This is a genomic window from Glaciecola sp. 2405UD65-10 (assembly GCF_048820975.1).
Lineage (GTDB): Bacteria > Pseudomonadota > Gammaproteobacteria > Enterobacterales > Alteromonadaceae > Glaciecola.
Genome location: NZ_JBMEUF010000001.1, coordinates 903,418 through 919,023 on the forward strand (window position 1 = coordinate 903,418; position 15,606 = coordinate 919,023).

Sequence of the window (15,606 nt, forward strand, 5' to 3'; positions counted from 1 at the left end):
ATTAGTTTGAGTCCTTTAAATAAAGCCTTGTAAATTCCTTAACAAATATGAAACGGTCAGCGTTAAAATTACTTTCTTCACACAACTTTTTTGATACCAAGTGTGACAAAACTTGGCGAAGCGTATTTTGGATGCTTGTTAGATCATGATTAGCATTCACGTACTCTTCAAGCCTTAGCGCAGAAGAAGAGGTAAAGCCGGCTCGATTGATAGCTTTAAAAGCTTGTGCAGCTGATTGCCTGATATCAAGGAAGCTATCAGATCTTGCAAGCGTTTTGTAAGCTTCATCAAGCTGTGTACTGTGCTCTGTATTTACCTCATTTACACATGTATTAATTATTTTTACATGCGCTTTTAAAGAAGGATGATCTTTGCACAAGGCGTGCAGAATAGAGAGTAAATCAACGTAAGCTTGGGAAGATGGTGAGTTTGTGGCCGCCGATAAAACAATATGTATCATAGCCATTTGCGCTTGATACGAACTAGCTAAAGACAACAATAGTTTTTGCTGAGCATCGCTATACCCTTCATCAGGCTCACATTCGTGAATGTTTTCAACGGTTTTATTTCGATGTGCCTGAATCAACTTGTTTTGCCACTTCCCGAAGATTTGGCATCGCAGCCAAGTAAGGGAAAAGTCAGGAAAAAACTGCCTATATTCAACCAGCATATACAAAGCATCAAATTGAGCTTTTGAAAATACCTTCGGTAAACTAGAAAGCGTTTCTAATTCGTATAAAAGTGACGCTTCTTGATGCTGAACAATAGAAAATATTTGCTCAGCATGTTGGGTTTCATCAAGTGCAGAGCCATCAACACTTTCTGCACTGAAGAAACTTTCATAACTGGCGGCATAATCAAGCATTTTAGCTTCATTTGTTTGCTTTAAGGCAAGCATAAACGAGAACGTATCATTCACCACATTGCTGAATTTACCGCAGCCTTCAAGATGATTATGCGTACAATAAAATTGCATGATTGTACTATCACACACATCTGTGCCTTTGTGATATGACTCTAAAAGCCTAAAGCGCTGCTGGAGTTTAGCCGTCGGTAGATGCTCTGATAAGTACTGGTAAATATCACGTTGTAAGGTGCTTGCTAACTCAGAAATACCATTGTGGCCCTTCCCAATTAAAGCGTGAAAGATATACGAGTTCGTTTCTGGTATGGCGCACGCTAACCACTCCATAAAGCATGATAGAAAGTTAGCTCTTGCGGCGTTTATAGAAAAAGTATGTTGATGAATCGCGATGTTTAAGTGTTCTGATAACATGCTTATTTGGCAGTTATTGATTGGCGTATTTTGTACGCCTTGGCCTTCATGCAATTGTGCTAAAAAGTGAGTTTTAAACTGGGATTGTGTACAAACTGTATTTAGCCAAAAGTACTGAACTATGGCTTGGTCAGGCACTTTACTCGTATGCACAATTGCCCAACATAAGTGCGCTAATTCATAACAAATATTGCCGTAGTGCCTGCACACTAAATGCTGCGCGAGTTTATCAACATTTTTATTGAGAAATTTGTGTTTTGTTTCACCTGAAGAGCTTGTAGAAACGTTTTCAATATTAATATAGTAGGTAGTTTCGCGCAGCATATCAAAATCAGATTTTAAGTGCTCACTAATCCCGTAATTAATAATGGATGCTTGATTCATAAGGCTTTGCAGCTAAGAGGTAACATTTTGCAGTTCTGAATGGGAGTGGCGCACACTGGCGTTTCGATAATCAGTGAGTGTAAACGTAAGTGAATTTACGCTAAGAGTACAAGGTAACTCTAAAGGTACCTCACCCAGCAGTAAAATATCGTCTACCTGCAGTTGCATATTAGACAAATCAAAGCCATGTTCTTGCGCTAACTTGCTGGGTAACGGGGATAAACTCGACTTTTCACCTAAATTAATCAAACAAACCGGTGTGATAGAACGCTTACGTTTTTTAAGTAACTTTGCTAAATCAGCACGTTCGCATATTTGCATCCGCTGAGTAACGGCATTAAATAATAATACGCCTTCATTTTGTACATAAGACAACTGCGTTCTAAGTGCTAGGGCGTTATCAGGCCAAATTCTATTAAGTTCGCTGCGCTCAACTAAGTTCTCAGAAGGCGGTAAAAATGTTAACTGCATAACATTAGACGCGTCATTCAGTGACACCACAAATGTTGCTGAATTTACATTATGCTGCGAGCCTAGTTGAATTCTATCGCCATTGCGTAGCACTACAGGCACGTTCTTATCACATAGTTCGCCATTCACGTAAGTACCATTTTTACTTACGCTATCTATTAGTACAAAGCCCTGCTCACGCTTTGAAATAAAACAATGCTGCCCTATTCGCGACACTTGTTTATGATTAATATAAAAAACGGCATCTCGTGAACTAATCCATGGAATATCAGTTTTACTAGGTAGGCGTCCTAAATGCAGGGTTTCGTTGTTGAGCATTACGGTGCTAATTGCGTCTGCTGAACAGTTAATAACAATCGATTGAGTGCTAATTGCAGAATTATTCAAAATGTTTCTAATTAACTTCTTAATTGCCTTAGCTTGTTTTTTGAAACCTTTCTCTTCATTCGCCTTACCAAATGCTTGGTAAAGTTGTCGCAAGGCTTTTGATGACTCAAGTTGTTTGTAGTTATTCATAGCCTTGGCTATTTTATTTCTAAGCCATTGTTCTGTTTCTGATAAATTTTGCAAGTCCCCTTCAACACCTTTAATATGTTGTACAAGGTCTTTAGCGGCGCTATTGGCGCTATTAGTGTGCAAAGCTTTGCTTAAAAGTAGCTTGGCGGTAACCAACTCACCTGCATCAACATACATTTTAGCTTGCTCGTAATGTTGCAGTGAATCTCGTTGCAAGCGTTCCCAATAACTGGCTCTAGAGCGCCATTTTCGATGTAAACGATACAAAGGAAACGCCGCTTTATGGTAGGTTTCTAACCACTTATCGGCATTGTGCTTTTTACTGTATTCATGAAGCCTTTGCTGCAGCACTTGGCGCCTTATAAAAATAGCGGCTAATACCAGCATTAGTAAGAAAATGCTTAGCCATGTTAAAACAGAAGGCGCGTAGGGGTTACCTGAACGCTTAACACTTAACGCTTGAGTATTTACGTCAAATTCAAATTCCACACTAAGGTTTTTCGCCTTGAAATAACGCAGTAACATTTGTTTTAACTGACTCGCACTTAAGCTACTACTTACGTTGTACTGGGTGTTAGTTAACGGGAAATATTGCCCATAAAGCAAATAGCTTTGTGCTGATTTTAAAAGACGCAATTGCTTGTTAGCGGCATTACTTAAAATGTGTGTACTTAAGCCATCAAGTTCAGCATCTGCAAAGCCGCTTAAATTAACTAAATAGCGGTTGCTGTTATGATCTACTCTTAACTGGGACTCAATTAGGCCGCCAAGCATAACGCCTACGTCAAACATGCTTTTATTTACTGATGCACGTAAAGTATCGCTAAAGCGAATATTCAGTGACAAAGGGTCAATTAATGATACGTTTATATCAAGTTCGTTAGTTGCCTGCGCTGCAGAATTAGAATAAATAACAACGAGTTCAACCTGTGGTGTTTTAGCTAATATTTGCTGCATTAAGTCTTGCATGCCAGCATAGCCGCACCACATTTTACGGCAGTCTTTAATGGCTTGTGACAAGTCCACCACATTATCTAAGTTACTATTAATAGCACTTACCACGCCAGCCTCAAGTTGCTTGAGCTGGTCAATACTTAAGTTTGCTTCATGCTGATGCGGAACAAGCATTAACTCCCAGTCTTTGGCCTGGGCAACAGACTGATTCAATAAACACCAAAGCATACCAATAAATACAAAATAAGATTTATTCATCGAGTTCCATAACAAGTCTAAATCCGGTGGTAGGGGTTGCCGCTCTTTTAAGTAGTTGGCTAACTGGCTTCTGCTTTATTGTGTCATATTTATCAATCCATGAACCACCCGCTACCATAGCCTGGTCACAGCGCTCAATGTCATCATCTTTCCAACAATTTTGCAGCCATTCCTGTACATTTCCATAAACGCCATAAAGACCATATTTATTGCTTGAGAGCGCTTGTATAGGCATAGTACCACTGGCATACAATTGTGCAAGATGGCTCTTACAATCTTTGCAGTGAATTTGGCTAGCGCTACCTACTATGCCGCTGAAGTCTTGCCACTGCTGTAAAGTGGGTAAAGAAAACTGCTGCCCCATTTTTGTGTTTATCCATGGAATAAACGCTTCGTTTATATCAAACCAGCTTACCTTTGTTTGTGGAGAAGTAGCGCTGTTTAGCCTGTTTTCAATCTTTTTTGTACTGTAATGCTTGATGTTTCTGCATGCCCTTTCTTTTACGCACATGGAATATAATTCTTGGCTAACTTCGGTAGTCATTACTGCGAAATCAAGGCTTTCCCCGATTCCTTTAAGGCCAAAATTTATTTGCTTGTGTGACTCGCCTCGAAGCGTAACTTGCACGGTTTTACCTGTTTTAATCTTATCTGTAAGGCTTAAAACTTTTACTGTTGTTTCTTGCTGAGCCTTAGTATTGCTGCCCGGGTTTAATAAACTCTCAGGCTCATCTGTTCTATTTTCGGGGCCTGCGCGAGAATCACTTTCTTGCGCTATGGTATTGGCTTTATGTTTACTACGCTCACTAGTTAAGACCTGAGAAGCGCCATTATTGTTAATCGAGCTTAATTCTTGTGGGTCACTAAGTCCTGTGTTATCGACCATGTTGTACACCATCCAAAAACTGAAAATAGCCACTATTAAAGCTGCACTTATCCACATACGGGGCTTTATTTTACGCTTACTTCCCCATTGTTCATATTGACTATCGTTATTATGAATCGATTCGCCAATGAACTCCTCTGTTTCGAAATTTTCGACTAAATCATTAAATCGAGCAATGTAGTCAATACAAAATTGCGCACTTGGCGGGCGCTTAGAGGGCTCACTGTTTAACATTTGACAAATAATATCAACTACCCACGGCGGAACACTCAAGCCCCCGTCTTCTTGAAAAGACTGAATGATACACTCGCGCTTAGTATCGCTTGGACAGCGCCCCGTTAATAACCTAAACCACATAGCCCCTAAAGAATAAATGTCACTTGCTGGGCTAAGGGAGTAAGCAAGGGATTGATCTGATGCTACGGCAACCTTGTGCTCTGGACTGGCATATTCTTTTGTGAAGTGTTTAGTTTTAAAGTTGAGCTGTTGAAATTTATTGACTAAAGAGCTGTTAGCTAAAATACAGGCACTATCAAAATCAGCTAAATAAGCATTGCCCCCTTCGTCTAACAATATGTTTTGTGGCTTTATGTCTAAATGTATTACATGTTTGCTATGAAGCGATGTAAGTGCTGTTAAGATTTGCGTAACGATTTGCGCGCTTTTACTAACACTCATTTTTTGTTCGTTAAGTGCTAAATATTGCGCTAAGTTAGACGAGTAGTAAGGCATTACCATATAAGGGATTGTGGGAACCGTGCTATCGTTTTCGCTATTACGGTTAATTGTTTCTATGTGATGCAGCTTAAGCACATTAGCCGAGTCGCTAAATACGTGCATAATATTCGCTTGCAGAAGAAAAGCGGCTTGATTGTTTTTGTCAGAGGCTAGCGCTGGCGTGAGCATTTTCACTACAAATTGGCTTTTTAACGCTTCGCTAAACACCAAATAGATGACACTACTTTGTGTTTCTTCAAGTATGCGCAGTATTTTGTACTGGCCAATCATATCCTCAGCTTGCAACATAAAAATTAAGCTTTCCTGTGTTCTATTTCTGCCTACGTTAACATTAGCATTGTGCAACAATGTTTTTATCAAGTATGCAGATTATAGACCACAATTAATGGCAAGGCCTGTATTGTTTAAGCGTAGCTTATAGCCTGCCAGAAGGCTGAGCCTATTTGGTTACGCTAATTAATGAAGAATTCGCGTAAGCAGCTTATTAAAAAGTATTAAACGAAATGCATTAAACAAACCGAGTCAAATGGGGTCACTTCTTATTGCTAGCTTTGTTATTCGTAAATCGCAAGGCATTGTGCATACGAAGCGTTTGTAAATTCTTGAGGGCTTCGTCTTTACTTTGCATATTAACCGAGCCTCGTTTAGCCGCCTCAACATGAGCTCTGCTTCGCATATATTGGTGATTATGCTGTAAGTCTACCATAGCTAAATGTGGTGATTTTACCGAGCGCTGCGCAATTTTACTCGCTACATAAACATCATAGCTAAGCTCAACAACTATTAACATTAGGCTCAGTAGAAATACAAAACAAAGTATGTATAAACGGGCGTTAAGCCCACTATTAGCATCGGTAGTTTTATACTCACTTTGGCTGAACCAAGTAATTCTCATTATTGCACTCCAGCCTGCGCTAAAGCCTGGCGCCAATCTTCTGACATTTCAGCAAGTTGCACAGGGTTTGGCGCCAAAGATTGCTGTATAAAAAGCAATTCTTCGAAGGAACTTTCACTAGGGACTACCACCGTTAAAAGGTTGTTTTCAGAAACGTCTTGATTAGATTCAGCCAGTGAGCTTTTAACTTGCTGAATACTTAACTTTTGCAACTCGCTGTTAAACCATTCTTTTTCGTAAAAAAACATGAACACTGGTGCTGCCGCTTCTGGTGAATGCGTATTGTATTCAGCTGAATCCTTTGCATGTAATTCAATGCTTTTATCTAAGCTAACCTGCAGGCTCTTTTGCGTGTCTTTAACGAGTGATTCTTCAGGTAAGGTAACGGATATAAGCGCTAAAATAAGTAGCGCAAAAAATGCCATGGATAAGCCTAATGCTACCTCGGTCATAGCCTGTGTTGCTGTATCTTGCATCGTGTTGTCTTACGTTAAGTCTTAATACTTAACTATATAAAACGCTTTGGGCTATTTTTGCATTACCTTCGAAATTATTTGCGCAAGTTTATAATGTTATTCGAAATATCTCTGTCAATGTAATGAATAAAAGGGTCTACGCCTAAGTAACTAATTTCTGCTTCAATTGCGCCAATATCTATATTTACCGTGTTGCTTCCATTTATCAGCTTGTGTTTTTCCCTGTATAAAATTCTTTGATTTTTAGCAAAATCATTAGGATCTTCGTCGAAAATCACTATTTCTACCCAGTCATCAAAAGCCCGTTGGCTTTCCTCACCTTTGCCAGATACCGCCAACTTCTCAACATGTATATTTACAATGAGTTGCTGATTTTGAATGTTGTGATCAAGTACCGCAATATTAAATAAATTTATTTGAGTAAATTGTTCATCAATAAATGAATGGTGCTCAACAGGGGAAGCCTCTTTTATTGCATTCAGTAAATCAAGCGTAGTAGCAAGACGGCCTTGGCTAAAACGATACTTTTCTAACAATGCATTTATAGCTTCGTTTAGTGCGTTAAAGCCAATTCTATTGCCAATTGCCATCATAATTATGGCGCCTTTTCGATAATGAATATAATCTTGATTTTCAGAACGTATTAGAGGCATTTCTTTAAAGCGCTCTTTCGCCCGCCCCTTTAAATATGCATCAAGTTCGTAACGCAACAACTGCCGTACTTTATCCTCACCAAATTGTTGTTGCATCAATTGAAGCGCAGCATATTGAGAAAGGGTTTCAGTAATTACTTGGCTGCCTTGCACGTTAGCGGGCGTTAATTGATGACCAAACCATTGATGCGCCACTTCATGTGCGGTGATGTAGTAAACGGGGTCAATTTTCTCAGTATTGCGTAAATCAGAAATAAAACCCATGCGCTCTGAATAAGGAATTGTACTTGCAAATGACTGCGCAAAACTGCGGTACCCAGGAAACTCAATGATTCGTAACTGCTTGTGTTGATATGGGCCAAAAGTGGCGCTAAAAAAATCTACAGCATCCATGCTCGACGCTAGCATTCTATCTACATTCCACTTGTGTTGATGATGATAATACACTGAAATATCAATGCCATTATGCACTGCTGATTTCACTTTTAGCTTCGCTGACATAATATTAAAAAGATTAAGTATGGGCGCGTCAGACTCATACACAAAATAGTTTCGTGACCTTTCACTCCAATAATTTAACAACTTCCCTGGCGCCAATGCGATTTGCTCTTCACTGGTTGAGAGCTTAGCCTTGAAGTCTATATAGCCCACATTTGCGCCTAAATTGCTTTGCGAATACTTGCTTTCATCTTCAAGTAAATACGCTCTTTGTAGCACGGGCAAATTATACTTACGCCTTTGGTGAGGGTCATTCACGTAAAAGTTTCGGTTAACACCGAAATAGGGAAATAAATCTACATTATTAATAAATGTCCCGTTTTTGACCAAGCTTGCGTCTTCATCTTTGTCTTTAAATCCAAAGTGTTGGCGGCTAAGCCTTACGCTTATTTCACTACGTTCCTGAGGTTTTAAAGGAGTCTTAAATGTTAGCCATGCAGTTTTAAGCCTAGGGTTGTAGTCACTAATATTTGCGCCATCTATTGCTACACTGCTATTTCGCGGATAATTGACCAACACTTTTATAATCACAGATGAAGTGTTGTTATATACACTTATAGTTGAAATGGCCTCAAGTTTTCGTAGTTTAGGAAAAATTGCTGCTTCAAGGTTCACTGCGGTAATAGTAGGAATTGGGTCATCTTCAAAGGCTTTAAAGCTTTGTTCATAGTCAACCTGCAATTGTAACTGTTCATCACGGGTTTCAAATGAATTAATAACACGGGTATTGTAGTGAATAAGTGTGCCCACGCTTATAAAAAGCACGGTTCCTATTACTACGGCAAATTGGCCCTTTGGCCCTAAACTGTAGCCAATTATTTTTAAGCGATTGGCTAAATTTGTATCGGGCCCGCGTTGCCACATGGCATAACTAAAAACCGCTAGCACTAACGCCAATGCTCCCCAGTACATCATGTAGTAATGCTGCGTGAGTAATGACCATCCATAGCTATTCATATCTGAATAAACCATATCAGGGGTAGCGCCATAGTTAAACATGTTATGCTCAAAGCCTATTTGCACCAGAATATTTCTAGTAACAAAATAGTAGGCTACGAATATCAACATGCCCATATACTTATTGGGCGATAATGCTTGAATAAAGAATGCTAAAATACATAACAGCACCCAAAATGATGCTCTGAAATACAATAAACTAGTTACATACTGTGGCAAGTCAATATTTGTATAGCCATGTAATAACTGATTCACAATGCCGCACAACATGCCTACGGCAAACAAAGTCAGTATCACAACAATAATGGCTAACAATTTAGACGCCCAAAATATGAGGCTATGCACAGGCATACTATCAATTATGTCACCTATACCTGCGCCACGTTCGCGCCAAACCACCTCTCCTGTGTAAAACGTAATAACCACCAACAGGCTTAACGAAAACCCGTTGTTTATTAACTCAACCATATATTGTGTTATGGGGTAATGGGACGTACCGTAAAGGCCAGTGGCATCTATGAAATTCATTACCAGCAAAAAGCCGCCGATTAACAATAACACTAAGAATGCAGGGCTAAATACCACCTGTTTTACTTCAAATGATGTACGCGCTAAAAATTGCTTAAACCATGCCCCCTGCTGATACGAATAATCAATCTCGTTATTAATAGGCGAGTCATTTGTATCATCAGCCAGTATTTGTTTGTCATTAATAACGGTTAAGCTTAAGGGGCGGAATAAACGAGAAAAAAATAAAAGAATGCACGTGGCCGCCACTAACCAAAACACACGGTTGGCAAACACCATTTCACTTAAACCAATAATATTCGAATTCTTTTGGCTAGGTGTCCAATATTGCGTGGTATCCATAAACGCTGACAAACCAAAAATATCAAGAATTGAGCGAATATTATCATGGTTGGGATCGTCAAAAATTAACCCAGATATGCTAAATAAAATAACCAATGACAACGCAAGTAAATAGACCGGCATAATAGTTTTAAAACGAAGTGCTACTGCATAAAGTAAAGCTGATAAAGCTAAACTTGTTGGAACAGTGAAAATAAAGAAAGGGCTTATATAATAAAGAAGATTAAACTCGCCTATTCGTTCTTGATCAAGCCATGGCATAACGCTGCCTAAAAACAAGCCAAGGGGCACCAAGGCTAGCACGCTTAGAATGACAAGGTAGGCTCCTAAAAAGCGTCCAAATTGGTACTCAAAACTCTTTATAGGTTTTGTGTATAAAAGCTCACTCATTAGTGTGTTGTCATTTCTTACTGCGCTATTTGCAACAAAATTCACAACTAAGAATATGGCAAAAAAGTTTAGTATTAAGCTTGTTTCTGCTATTGCATATGGGCTGTTAAAATTAATGTTACTACTACTGCCTATTTGTACATTTTCAACGGCAACTGACAAAAAAGACAATACAAAAAACAAAGACGTGGTGACATAGTAAGAAGGCTGGCGAATAAAGTAGCGCCATTCAAATGAAAGCATATGCCTTAACATATATTGCCCTTATGCTTGTTTAGGCGCGGTGGGCGCGGCTTTATTTTTATTAAGAGTAACAAAATAAGCGTCTTCAAGGCTTGCAGGGACCGATTCAAACCCCTGAGGAGCATTTTCTGATAAAACATGAATTACCGTTCGCCCAGCAAAAAGGCGCGTAGATATCACATTATGTAATTGCTGCATTTCTTCGAGTTCGTTTGGCAAAAGAGTTTTACGCCAAATTTTTCCGCTTAGCTTGCTGGTTACATCAATAGGGTTACCTTGAAGCAATATTTTTCCGCTTCCCATAATTGCCATATCGGAACATAACTCTAAAACATCATCCACTATGTGGGTTGATAAAATAATGACTTTATCTTCGCCTAAGCTCACCAATAAATTATGAAAGCGATTCCGTTCTTCAGGGTCAAGCCCTGCGGTTGGTTCATCTACTATGAGAAGTTCAGGATCACCTAGCAACGCTTGTGCAATACCAAAGCGCTGCCTCATCCCGCTTGAAAAAGCGCTTACCGCCTTGTTTTTATGGGTATATAAATTAGTGTGCGCAAGCAAACCGTTAACGGCTTCATGGCGCTCAGCTTTTGCTCTTATGCCTTTTAAAACAGCAAGGTGGTCAAGTAAGTCAAATGCACTTATACGGGGGTAAACACCAAAATCTTGTGGCAGGTAACCTAAACGTTTTCGTAGTTCATCACCTTGATACACTACATCTACATTATTGAATTTAATACTGCCGCTGTCAGGTTGTTGTAAAGTAGCTATAGTGCGCATTAATGACGATTTACCGGCGCCATTTGGCCCTAGTAAACCAAACAGGCCATTAGAAATACTCAAACTTACACTGTCTAAAGCCTTCACTCCGTTAGAATAAGTTTTGTTAACATCACTTATAGTTAACACTTAGCCGCTCCCTTTATTTTTAATTACTCATTTCGCCGCACAAATTGCTAGCCATAAGCTTGCGTCGTTCATCAAAGCTTAATTCTGTTTTACTAAGTAAGTAGTGCAACTTTGCCAACGCGGCTTCAGGTGTAAGATCTTCTCCAGAAATCACCCCCGTTTCCTCTAAAAACTTTCCATTAGCGTAGCCTGTCATGTTAACGCGTCCTTTTACGCATTGAGTACAGTTAACCACTAAAATATTTTGGCTAGTAGCATGCGCTATTTGCCCTAAAAGACTTGGGTTTTGTGGGGCATTGCCCACACCATAACTGAGTAATATAAGGGCATTCACAGGTTGCTGAATAATATTAGTCAGCACAGAAGCACTAATACCTGGATATAAGGACATCATTCCCACAGGTTGGCTAATAATAGGGCTAACCTGCATTATTTCTTGCTTGGCAGGCAGTGGGGCTAATCTATGATTAACCTCAATATGAATGCCTGCACTTAGCAAATGAGGAAAATTGGGGGAATCAAACGCATCAAAACCATCAGCATCTACTTTACGCGCCCTATTACCTCGAAACAATTTATTGTTAAAAAATAAGGTAACCTCTGGAATTGGATAATTTGCTGCAATGTACAGGGCATTCAACAAGTTAGCTTGGCCGTCAGAGCGCAGTTGCGCCAATGGTATTTGCGAACCCGTAATTATCACTGGTTTTTGTAGGCCTTCTAGCATAAAAGATAAAGCCGACGATGTATAAGCCATGGTGTCAGTACCGTGCAAAATAATGAAACCATCGTATTTATCATAGTTTCTTGCTACATCATTTGCTATTAATTGCCAGTCAGCAGGCACCATGTCACTTGAATCTAATAATGTAGAGTATTCATGAATAGTGAAATTAGGCATTTCATCACGATGAAACTCAGGCATTTTGGCAAGCGTTTGCGTTAAATAGCCAGCCGCTGGAATGTAACCCTTCGCAGATGGCTTCATTCCAATGGTACCGCCCGTATAGGCTATATAAATATGCTTTTTACTCAAGCTAGTGTATCCCTAATAAAGTCTTTAAATTATAGCCTGGCTTCATAAATAGCAAACATAATGTCAATGCTTGCAATGTCGGTAGAAGACATTGGGCCATGCGATACATAAGCGCCTAGTACCGATTCAGGTAGTACGGGTTCGTTCCCTTCTAACTTATGGGCCATTAAGCTAATTTGCAGTGACTTTCTGCGTTCATCATCACCAAAAGAATACGATACTCCTGCATCATCAAATAAGATAGACGCAACCTGCACTAATTCATCTCGGTTTAAGTCCTTTACAATGGCGGGGAAAGATTGCTGTTGAAGCAACCAAGATTTGTAAGGGCCAGGAAACTTATCTGGAAGCGGGGGTATTTCAGCGTTTGTGTATGCTTTTAATACATCAAATAAAGCCACTAAGTTTTCTCTTTGCTTACTTAGTGCAGCTTGGCTCATTTGTTTTTTAATAAGCAGCTTAATTTCTTTTAATTTCGCATGCGCTGTTTTCGCAAATTTTGTATCAAGTGCATTAATGTCAGCTTCAAGTGCGGCAATGTTTTCGCCTAATTTAGCCAGTTCACCTTGGTTTGTTGCTTTTTCAATTAAGGCTTTTGTTTCATCCATTTTTAAAGAGACATCATTTAATGCTGCACTTTGTTCATTTTTATGTACGTTTAGTGTTTGGTGATACGCACTAAATAGCGTGTCGTTGGCGGCTCTAAACGCCTGCCATAATTCGTTTTCATTAGTCTTGCCAGCAAAACCTATGTCTTTCCACTTTTTTTGCAGATGCTTTGCTTGGTTGGCAGCTTCTTGTGAATCATCACGTTCAAGCAATGCCAACACTTCATTAATCAAACCTTGCTTTTGTTCTGCATTATTTTGCTGCCAAGCACTTATTCGTTTTTGCAAAGGTTTTAGACTTTGCGTGAAATCACGATTAACTTTCTTAAGTTGCGATCTTTCAATTTCGCCCACTTGGCTAAACTGTTTTTTAAATTTATCAATTTGACCTGACAAGGCATTTACAGGCGTTTCTTCATCTACTTGCTTAACTTGCGCAATAATAGCCTGAGCATTTTCTAGGTTCTCTTTGCGCAGTTTTTCTAGTTGTGAAAAGAATACTCTGCAGGGTGCAAATGCTTTTTCTATGGCTTCGTTAAACGCATCGTTTAAAGCCTTGTCTTCGGGAGTGTGAAGCATGCCGAATGATAACCACTGCTGGCGCAATTGCTTGACCGTCTCGGCCCTTTCAAAGTGATCATCAATAGGAGTAGCGGCAAGTGCCTGAGTCTCTTCTAATAATGCCGGTTTGCGCGGCTGCGCAATGTAAGCTTGCCAATCTTGAAGTTTTTCAATTTCAAGCTTTGTGTTATCAAACGCTGTTTGAGTTTTAGGGTTTAGCGAATTCCCTAACTCATTTACCAAACCTTGTACGTAATGAAAAGTACTGATAGCAGCAGTAAATTTGCCTTCTCGGATCAAGCGATTCGCTACCCGTAGTTTGCCCTCTAGCTTTTTAGTTTGTTCACGAGCATTGTTTTGTATTTCGGCCAAGCGCTTTTTAACATTGCTATAGGCTAAGTTATATGCCTCTACAGTATGAGAACTAAGCGCCTGCCCCATGCTTTTTTTACGCTCTGCAAACTCTTTTGAGGCGCTAGTGACTTGCCCAGAAAACTGCTTTATTTCCTCATATTCAAAGCGATCACTTTCATTAAGCGAAGCTTGGATTGTAAGTAACTTGGCTGTGATCTTGTTGATATCTTCAGCATTGTGAGCTAACTCAGGCACTTTAGCTAAGCTAGATTTAAACGACGTTATACGCATGTTCACAGCTTTTAACAGCGATTGCTGTGAAATCGTTAAATCTTTACTATGTAAAGTGTCAATGTCTTCCTCGCAACTGGCTAAGGCATTTGACAATATTTTAACCTGAGCATCTACTTGTGCGTTGTCCTCAGAAAATAGCAATTTTATTTGGTTTTCAACTTCATCACAGCGCGCTTGCAAGTCGCTAATATCATCGCTTAATTTTTGTGACGCCAATTGTTCATTGTGCGCTTCTTCTAAGGACTTAATCTTGAGCGTATATTTCGCCTTTAAACTTAAAAACTTTTCACTATAACTTGCCGCACTTACTTCATCTAAATAATGAAAATCTTTCTTAAGCTGTTCAAAGCTACTCAACAGCTTAGTAAATTCATTTTGCATGTATTCGAAGTTTTCTGAGTCAAGTAAGGCCAGTAAGCGGCTATTAATTAGGGTTATTTCTTGTTTAACCTTGCTTGGCATTTCTTTTTGCTGATCAAGCGTTTTCTGTTTGCTCGTTATTACAGCCAAAACTTTGTCAGAAATAGCTTTTTTACTGAGGCGATTAAGCATTTTATAATCGTCTACTTTACTCAGTACGCTAATTTGCTGTTCTTCATTATCACTTAGCTCAAAAAAGCGTTTTAAGGTTTGTTTGTTATCTAAGTTGTGAACAATCATTAGTGCTAGGTCAGGAAATTTTCTTAAGCGTTCACTTGAAAATAAGAGTTGTTCAAGCAAAATCTTATTTTTGCTTTCTTTTACAAAATACTGAAATTCTTTATCTGAAACACGCAGGCTATCTTCAAGAAATACAAATACTTGTTTTTGCGCTTCACGTTTAACAACTGGCGATAATGCATGTTCTGCAGACTTTACCCACAAAACAAAATCATCAAGCTTAGCCAATGCGGCTAAACTCACTTTTTCATTGCTATCATTAAATGACAGTTCATGCAAAATAGCTTTATGCTTTTCGTTGCTTGCTTGCAGTTTATCAATGCTAGCTAAGCGTTTGTCAGGATCTTCGCTTTTATGTGCGGGAACAAAAATACTCTTAAAAATCATCCTGTTTAAACCGCGCTATGTTTTGTTCATTTGAAGACTGCTCTTTGAGTTCTTGTTTAAACTGTTGGCGCGTTTTTTGTACTATTTGGCCGTCTTTACCCACGGTCATATGATCATCAGACTGTTTTACTTTGGCCTGGTAAATTAAACAAGCTTGCATAACCGTTTCGCGCTGCTCTTCGCTAAGGGGCTTTCCATCAAGCCATTTTCCAGTTTCAACTGACTGAATCAGTTTGTCGTATACGTCGCTAGACATTGCCGCGACCAGTTGTTCAACTTGCATTTAAAGCCACCTTATTGAATCTAATTTTACTGCTTGTTTTGCT

At 39.2% G+C, this 15,606-nt stretch carries 10 protein-coding genes; all 10 read right to left on the reverse strand.

What is annotated here, in order from left to right; translation table 11 throughout:
• Position 1: 1 nt before the first annotated feature.
• The 10 genes from ACOI22_RS04140 to ACOI22_RS04185 all read right to left on the reverse strand — a co-directional run bounded on the left by ACOI22_RS04140 (position 2) and on the right by ACOI22_RS04185 (position 15,563).
• Positions 2-1,660, reverse strand: coding sequence for a hypothetical protein (locus ACOI22_RS04140; RefSeq protein ID WP_420670504.1), 1,659 nt, complete (start codon positions 1,658-1,660; stop codon positions 2-4).
• Positions 1,661-1,672: 12 nt separating this feature from the next.
• Positions 1,673-3,859, reverse strand: coding sequence for an FHA domain-containing protein (locus tag ACOI22_RS04145; RefSeq protein ID WP_420670506.1), 2,187 nt, complete (start codon positions 3,857-3,859; stop codon positions 1,673-1,675).
• Positions 3,852-5,771 carry a protein kinase domain-containing protein gene (locus ACOI22_RS04150; protein WP_420670508.1) on the reverse strand — a complete coding sequence of 640 codons (1,920 nt, stop codon included), beginning with the start codon at positions 5,769-5,771 and terminating at the stop codon, positions 3,852-3,854. The genes ACOI22_RS04145 and ACOI22_RS04150 overlap by 8 nt, the downstream gene beginning before the upstream one ends.
• A gap of 244 nt (positions 5,772-6,015) precedes the next feature.
• Positions 6,016-6,378 (reverse strand): hypothetical protein, encoded by a 363-nt coding sequence (locus tag ACOI22_RS04155; protein ID WP_420670510.1) that lies wholly within the window; start codon positions 6,376-6,378, stop codon positions 6,016-6,018.
• Positions 6,378-6,854, reverse strand: a complete 477-nt coding sequence (locus ACOI22_RS04160) for a hypothetical protein (RefSeq protein ID WP_420670512.1) — start codon at positions 6,852-6,854, stop codon at positions 6,378-6,380. Before ACOI22_RS04160 ends, ACOI22_RS04155 begins: the two co-directional genes overlap by 1 nt.
• Positions 6,855-6,928: 74 nt before the next feature.
• Positions 6,929-10,477, reverse strand: coding sequence for a M1 family aminopeptidase (locus ACOI22_RS04165; RefSeq protein WP_420670514.1), 3,549 nt, complete (start codon positions 10,475-10,477; stop codon positions 6,929-6,931).
• A 9-nt stretch (positions 10,478-10,486) separates the two neighbouring features.
• Positions 10,487-11,380, reverse strand: a complete 894-nt coding sequence (locus tag ACOI22_RS04170) for an ABC transporter ATP-binding protein (protein WP_420670516.1) — start codon at positions 11,378-11,380, stop codon at positions 10,487-10,489.
• Positions 11,381-11,399: 19 nt separating this feature from the next.
• On the reverse strand, positions 11,400-12,368 hold the full coding sequence (gene ansA / locus ACOI22_RS04175) for an asparaginase (RefSeq protein WP_420672310.1): 969 nt from the start codon (positions 12,366-12,368) through the stop codon (positions 11,400-11,402).
• Positions 12,369-12,445: 77 nt separating this feature from the next.
• A complete protein-coding gene (locus ACOI22_RS04180) occupies positions 12,446-15,280 on the reverse strand; it encodes a DUF349 domain-containing protein (RefSeq protein ID WP_420670518.1) in 2,835 nt (944 codons plus the stop codon).
• Positions 15,270-15,563, reverse strand: a complete 294-nt coding sequence (locus tag ACOI22_RS04185) for a YeaC family protein (RefSeq protein WP_420670520.1) — start codon at positions 15,561-15,563, stop codon at positions 15,270-15,272. Before ACOI22_RS04185 ends, ACOI22_RS04180 begins: the two co-directional genes overlap by 11 nt.
• Positions 15,564-15,606 lie beyond the last annotated feature (43 nt).

Bases quoted from the DNA above. Each gene is read 5' to 3' on its own strand.
- ACOI22_RS04140 (WP_420670504.1), bottom strand. From the start codon at position 1,660: ATGAATCAAGCATCCATTATTAATTACGGGATTAGTGAGCACTTAAAA.
- ACOI22_RS04145 (WP_420670506.1), bottom strand. From the start codon at position 3,859: ATGAATAAATCTTATTTTGTATTTATTGGTATGCTTTGGTGTTTATTG.
- ACOI22_RS04150 (WP_420670508.1), bottom strand. From the start codon at position 5,771: ATGTTGCAAGCTGAGGATATGATTGGCCAGTACAAAATACTGCGCATA.
- ACOI22_RS04155 (WP_420670510.1), bottom strand. From the start codon at position 6,378: ATGAGAATTACTTGGTTCAGCCAAAGTGAGTATAAAACTACCGATGCT.
- ACOI22_RS04160 (WP_420670512.1), bottom strand. From the start codon at position 6,854: ATGCAAGATACAGCAACACAGGCTATGACCGAGGTAGCATTAGGCTTA.
- ACOI22_RS04165 (WP_420670514.1), bottom strand. From the start codon at position 10,477: ATGTTAAGGCATATGCTTTCATTTGAATGGCGCTACTTTATTCGCCAG.
- ansA (WP_420672310.1), bottom strand. From the start codon at position 12,368: ATGAAGCCATCTGCGAAGGGTTACATTCCAGCGGCTGGCTATTTAACG.
- ACOI22_RS04180 (WP_420670518.1), bottom strand. From the start codon at position 15,280: ATGATTTTTAAGAGTATTTTTGTTCCCGCACATAAAAGCGAAGATCCT.
- ACOI22_RS04185 (WP_420670520.1), bottom strand. From the start codon at position 15,563: ATGCAAGTTGAACAACTGGTCGCGGCAATGTCTAGCGACGTATACGAC.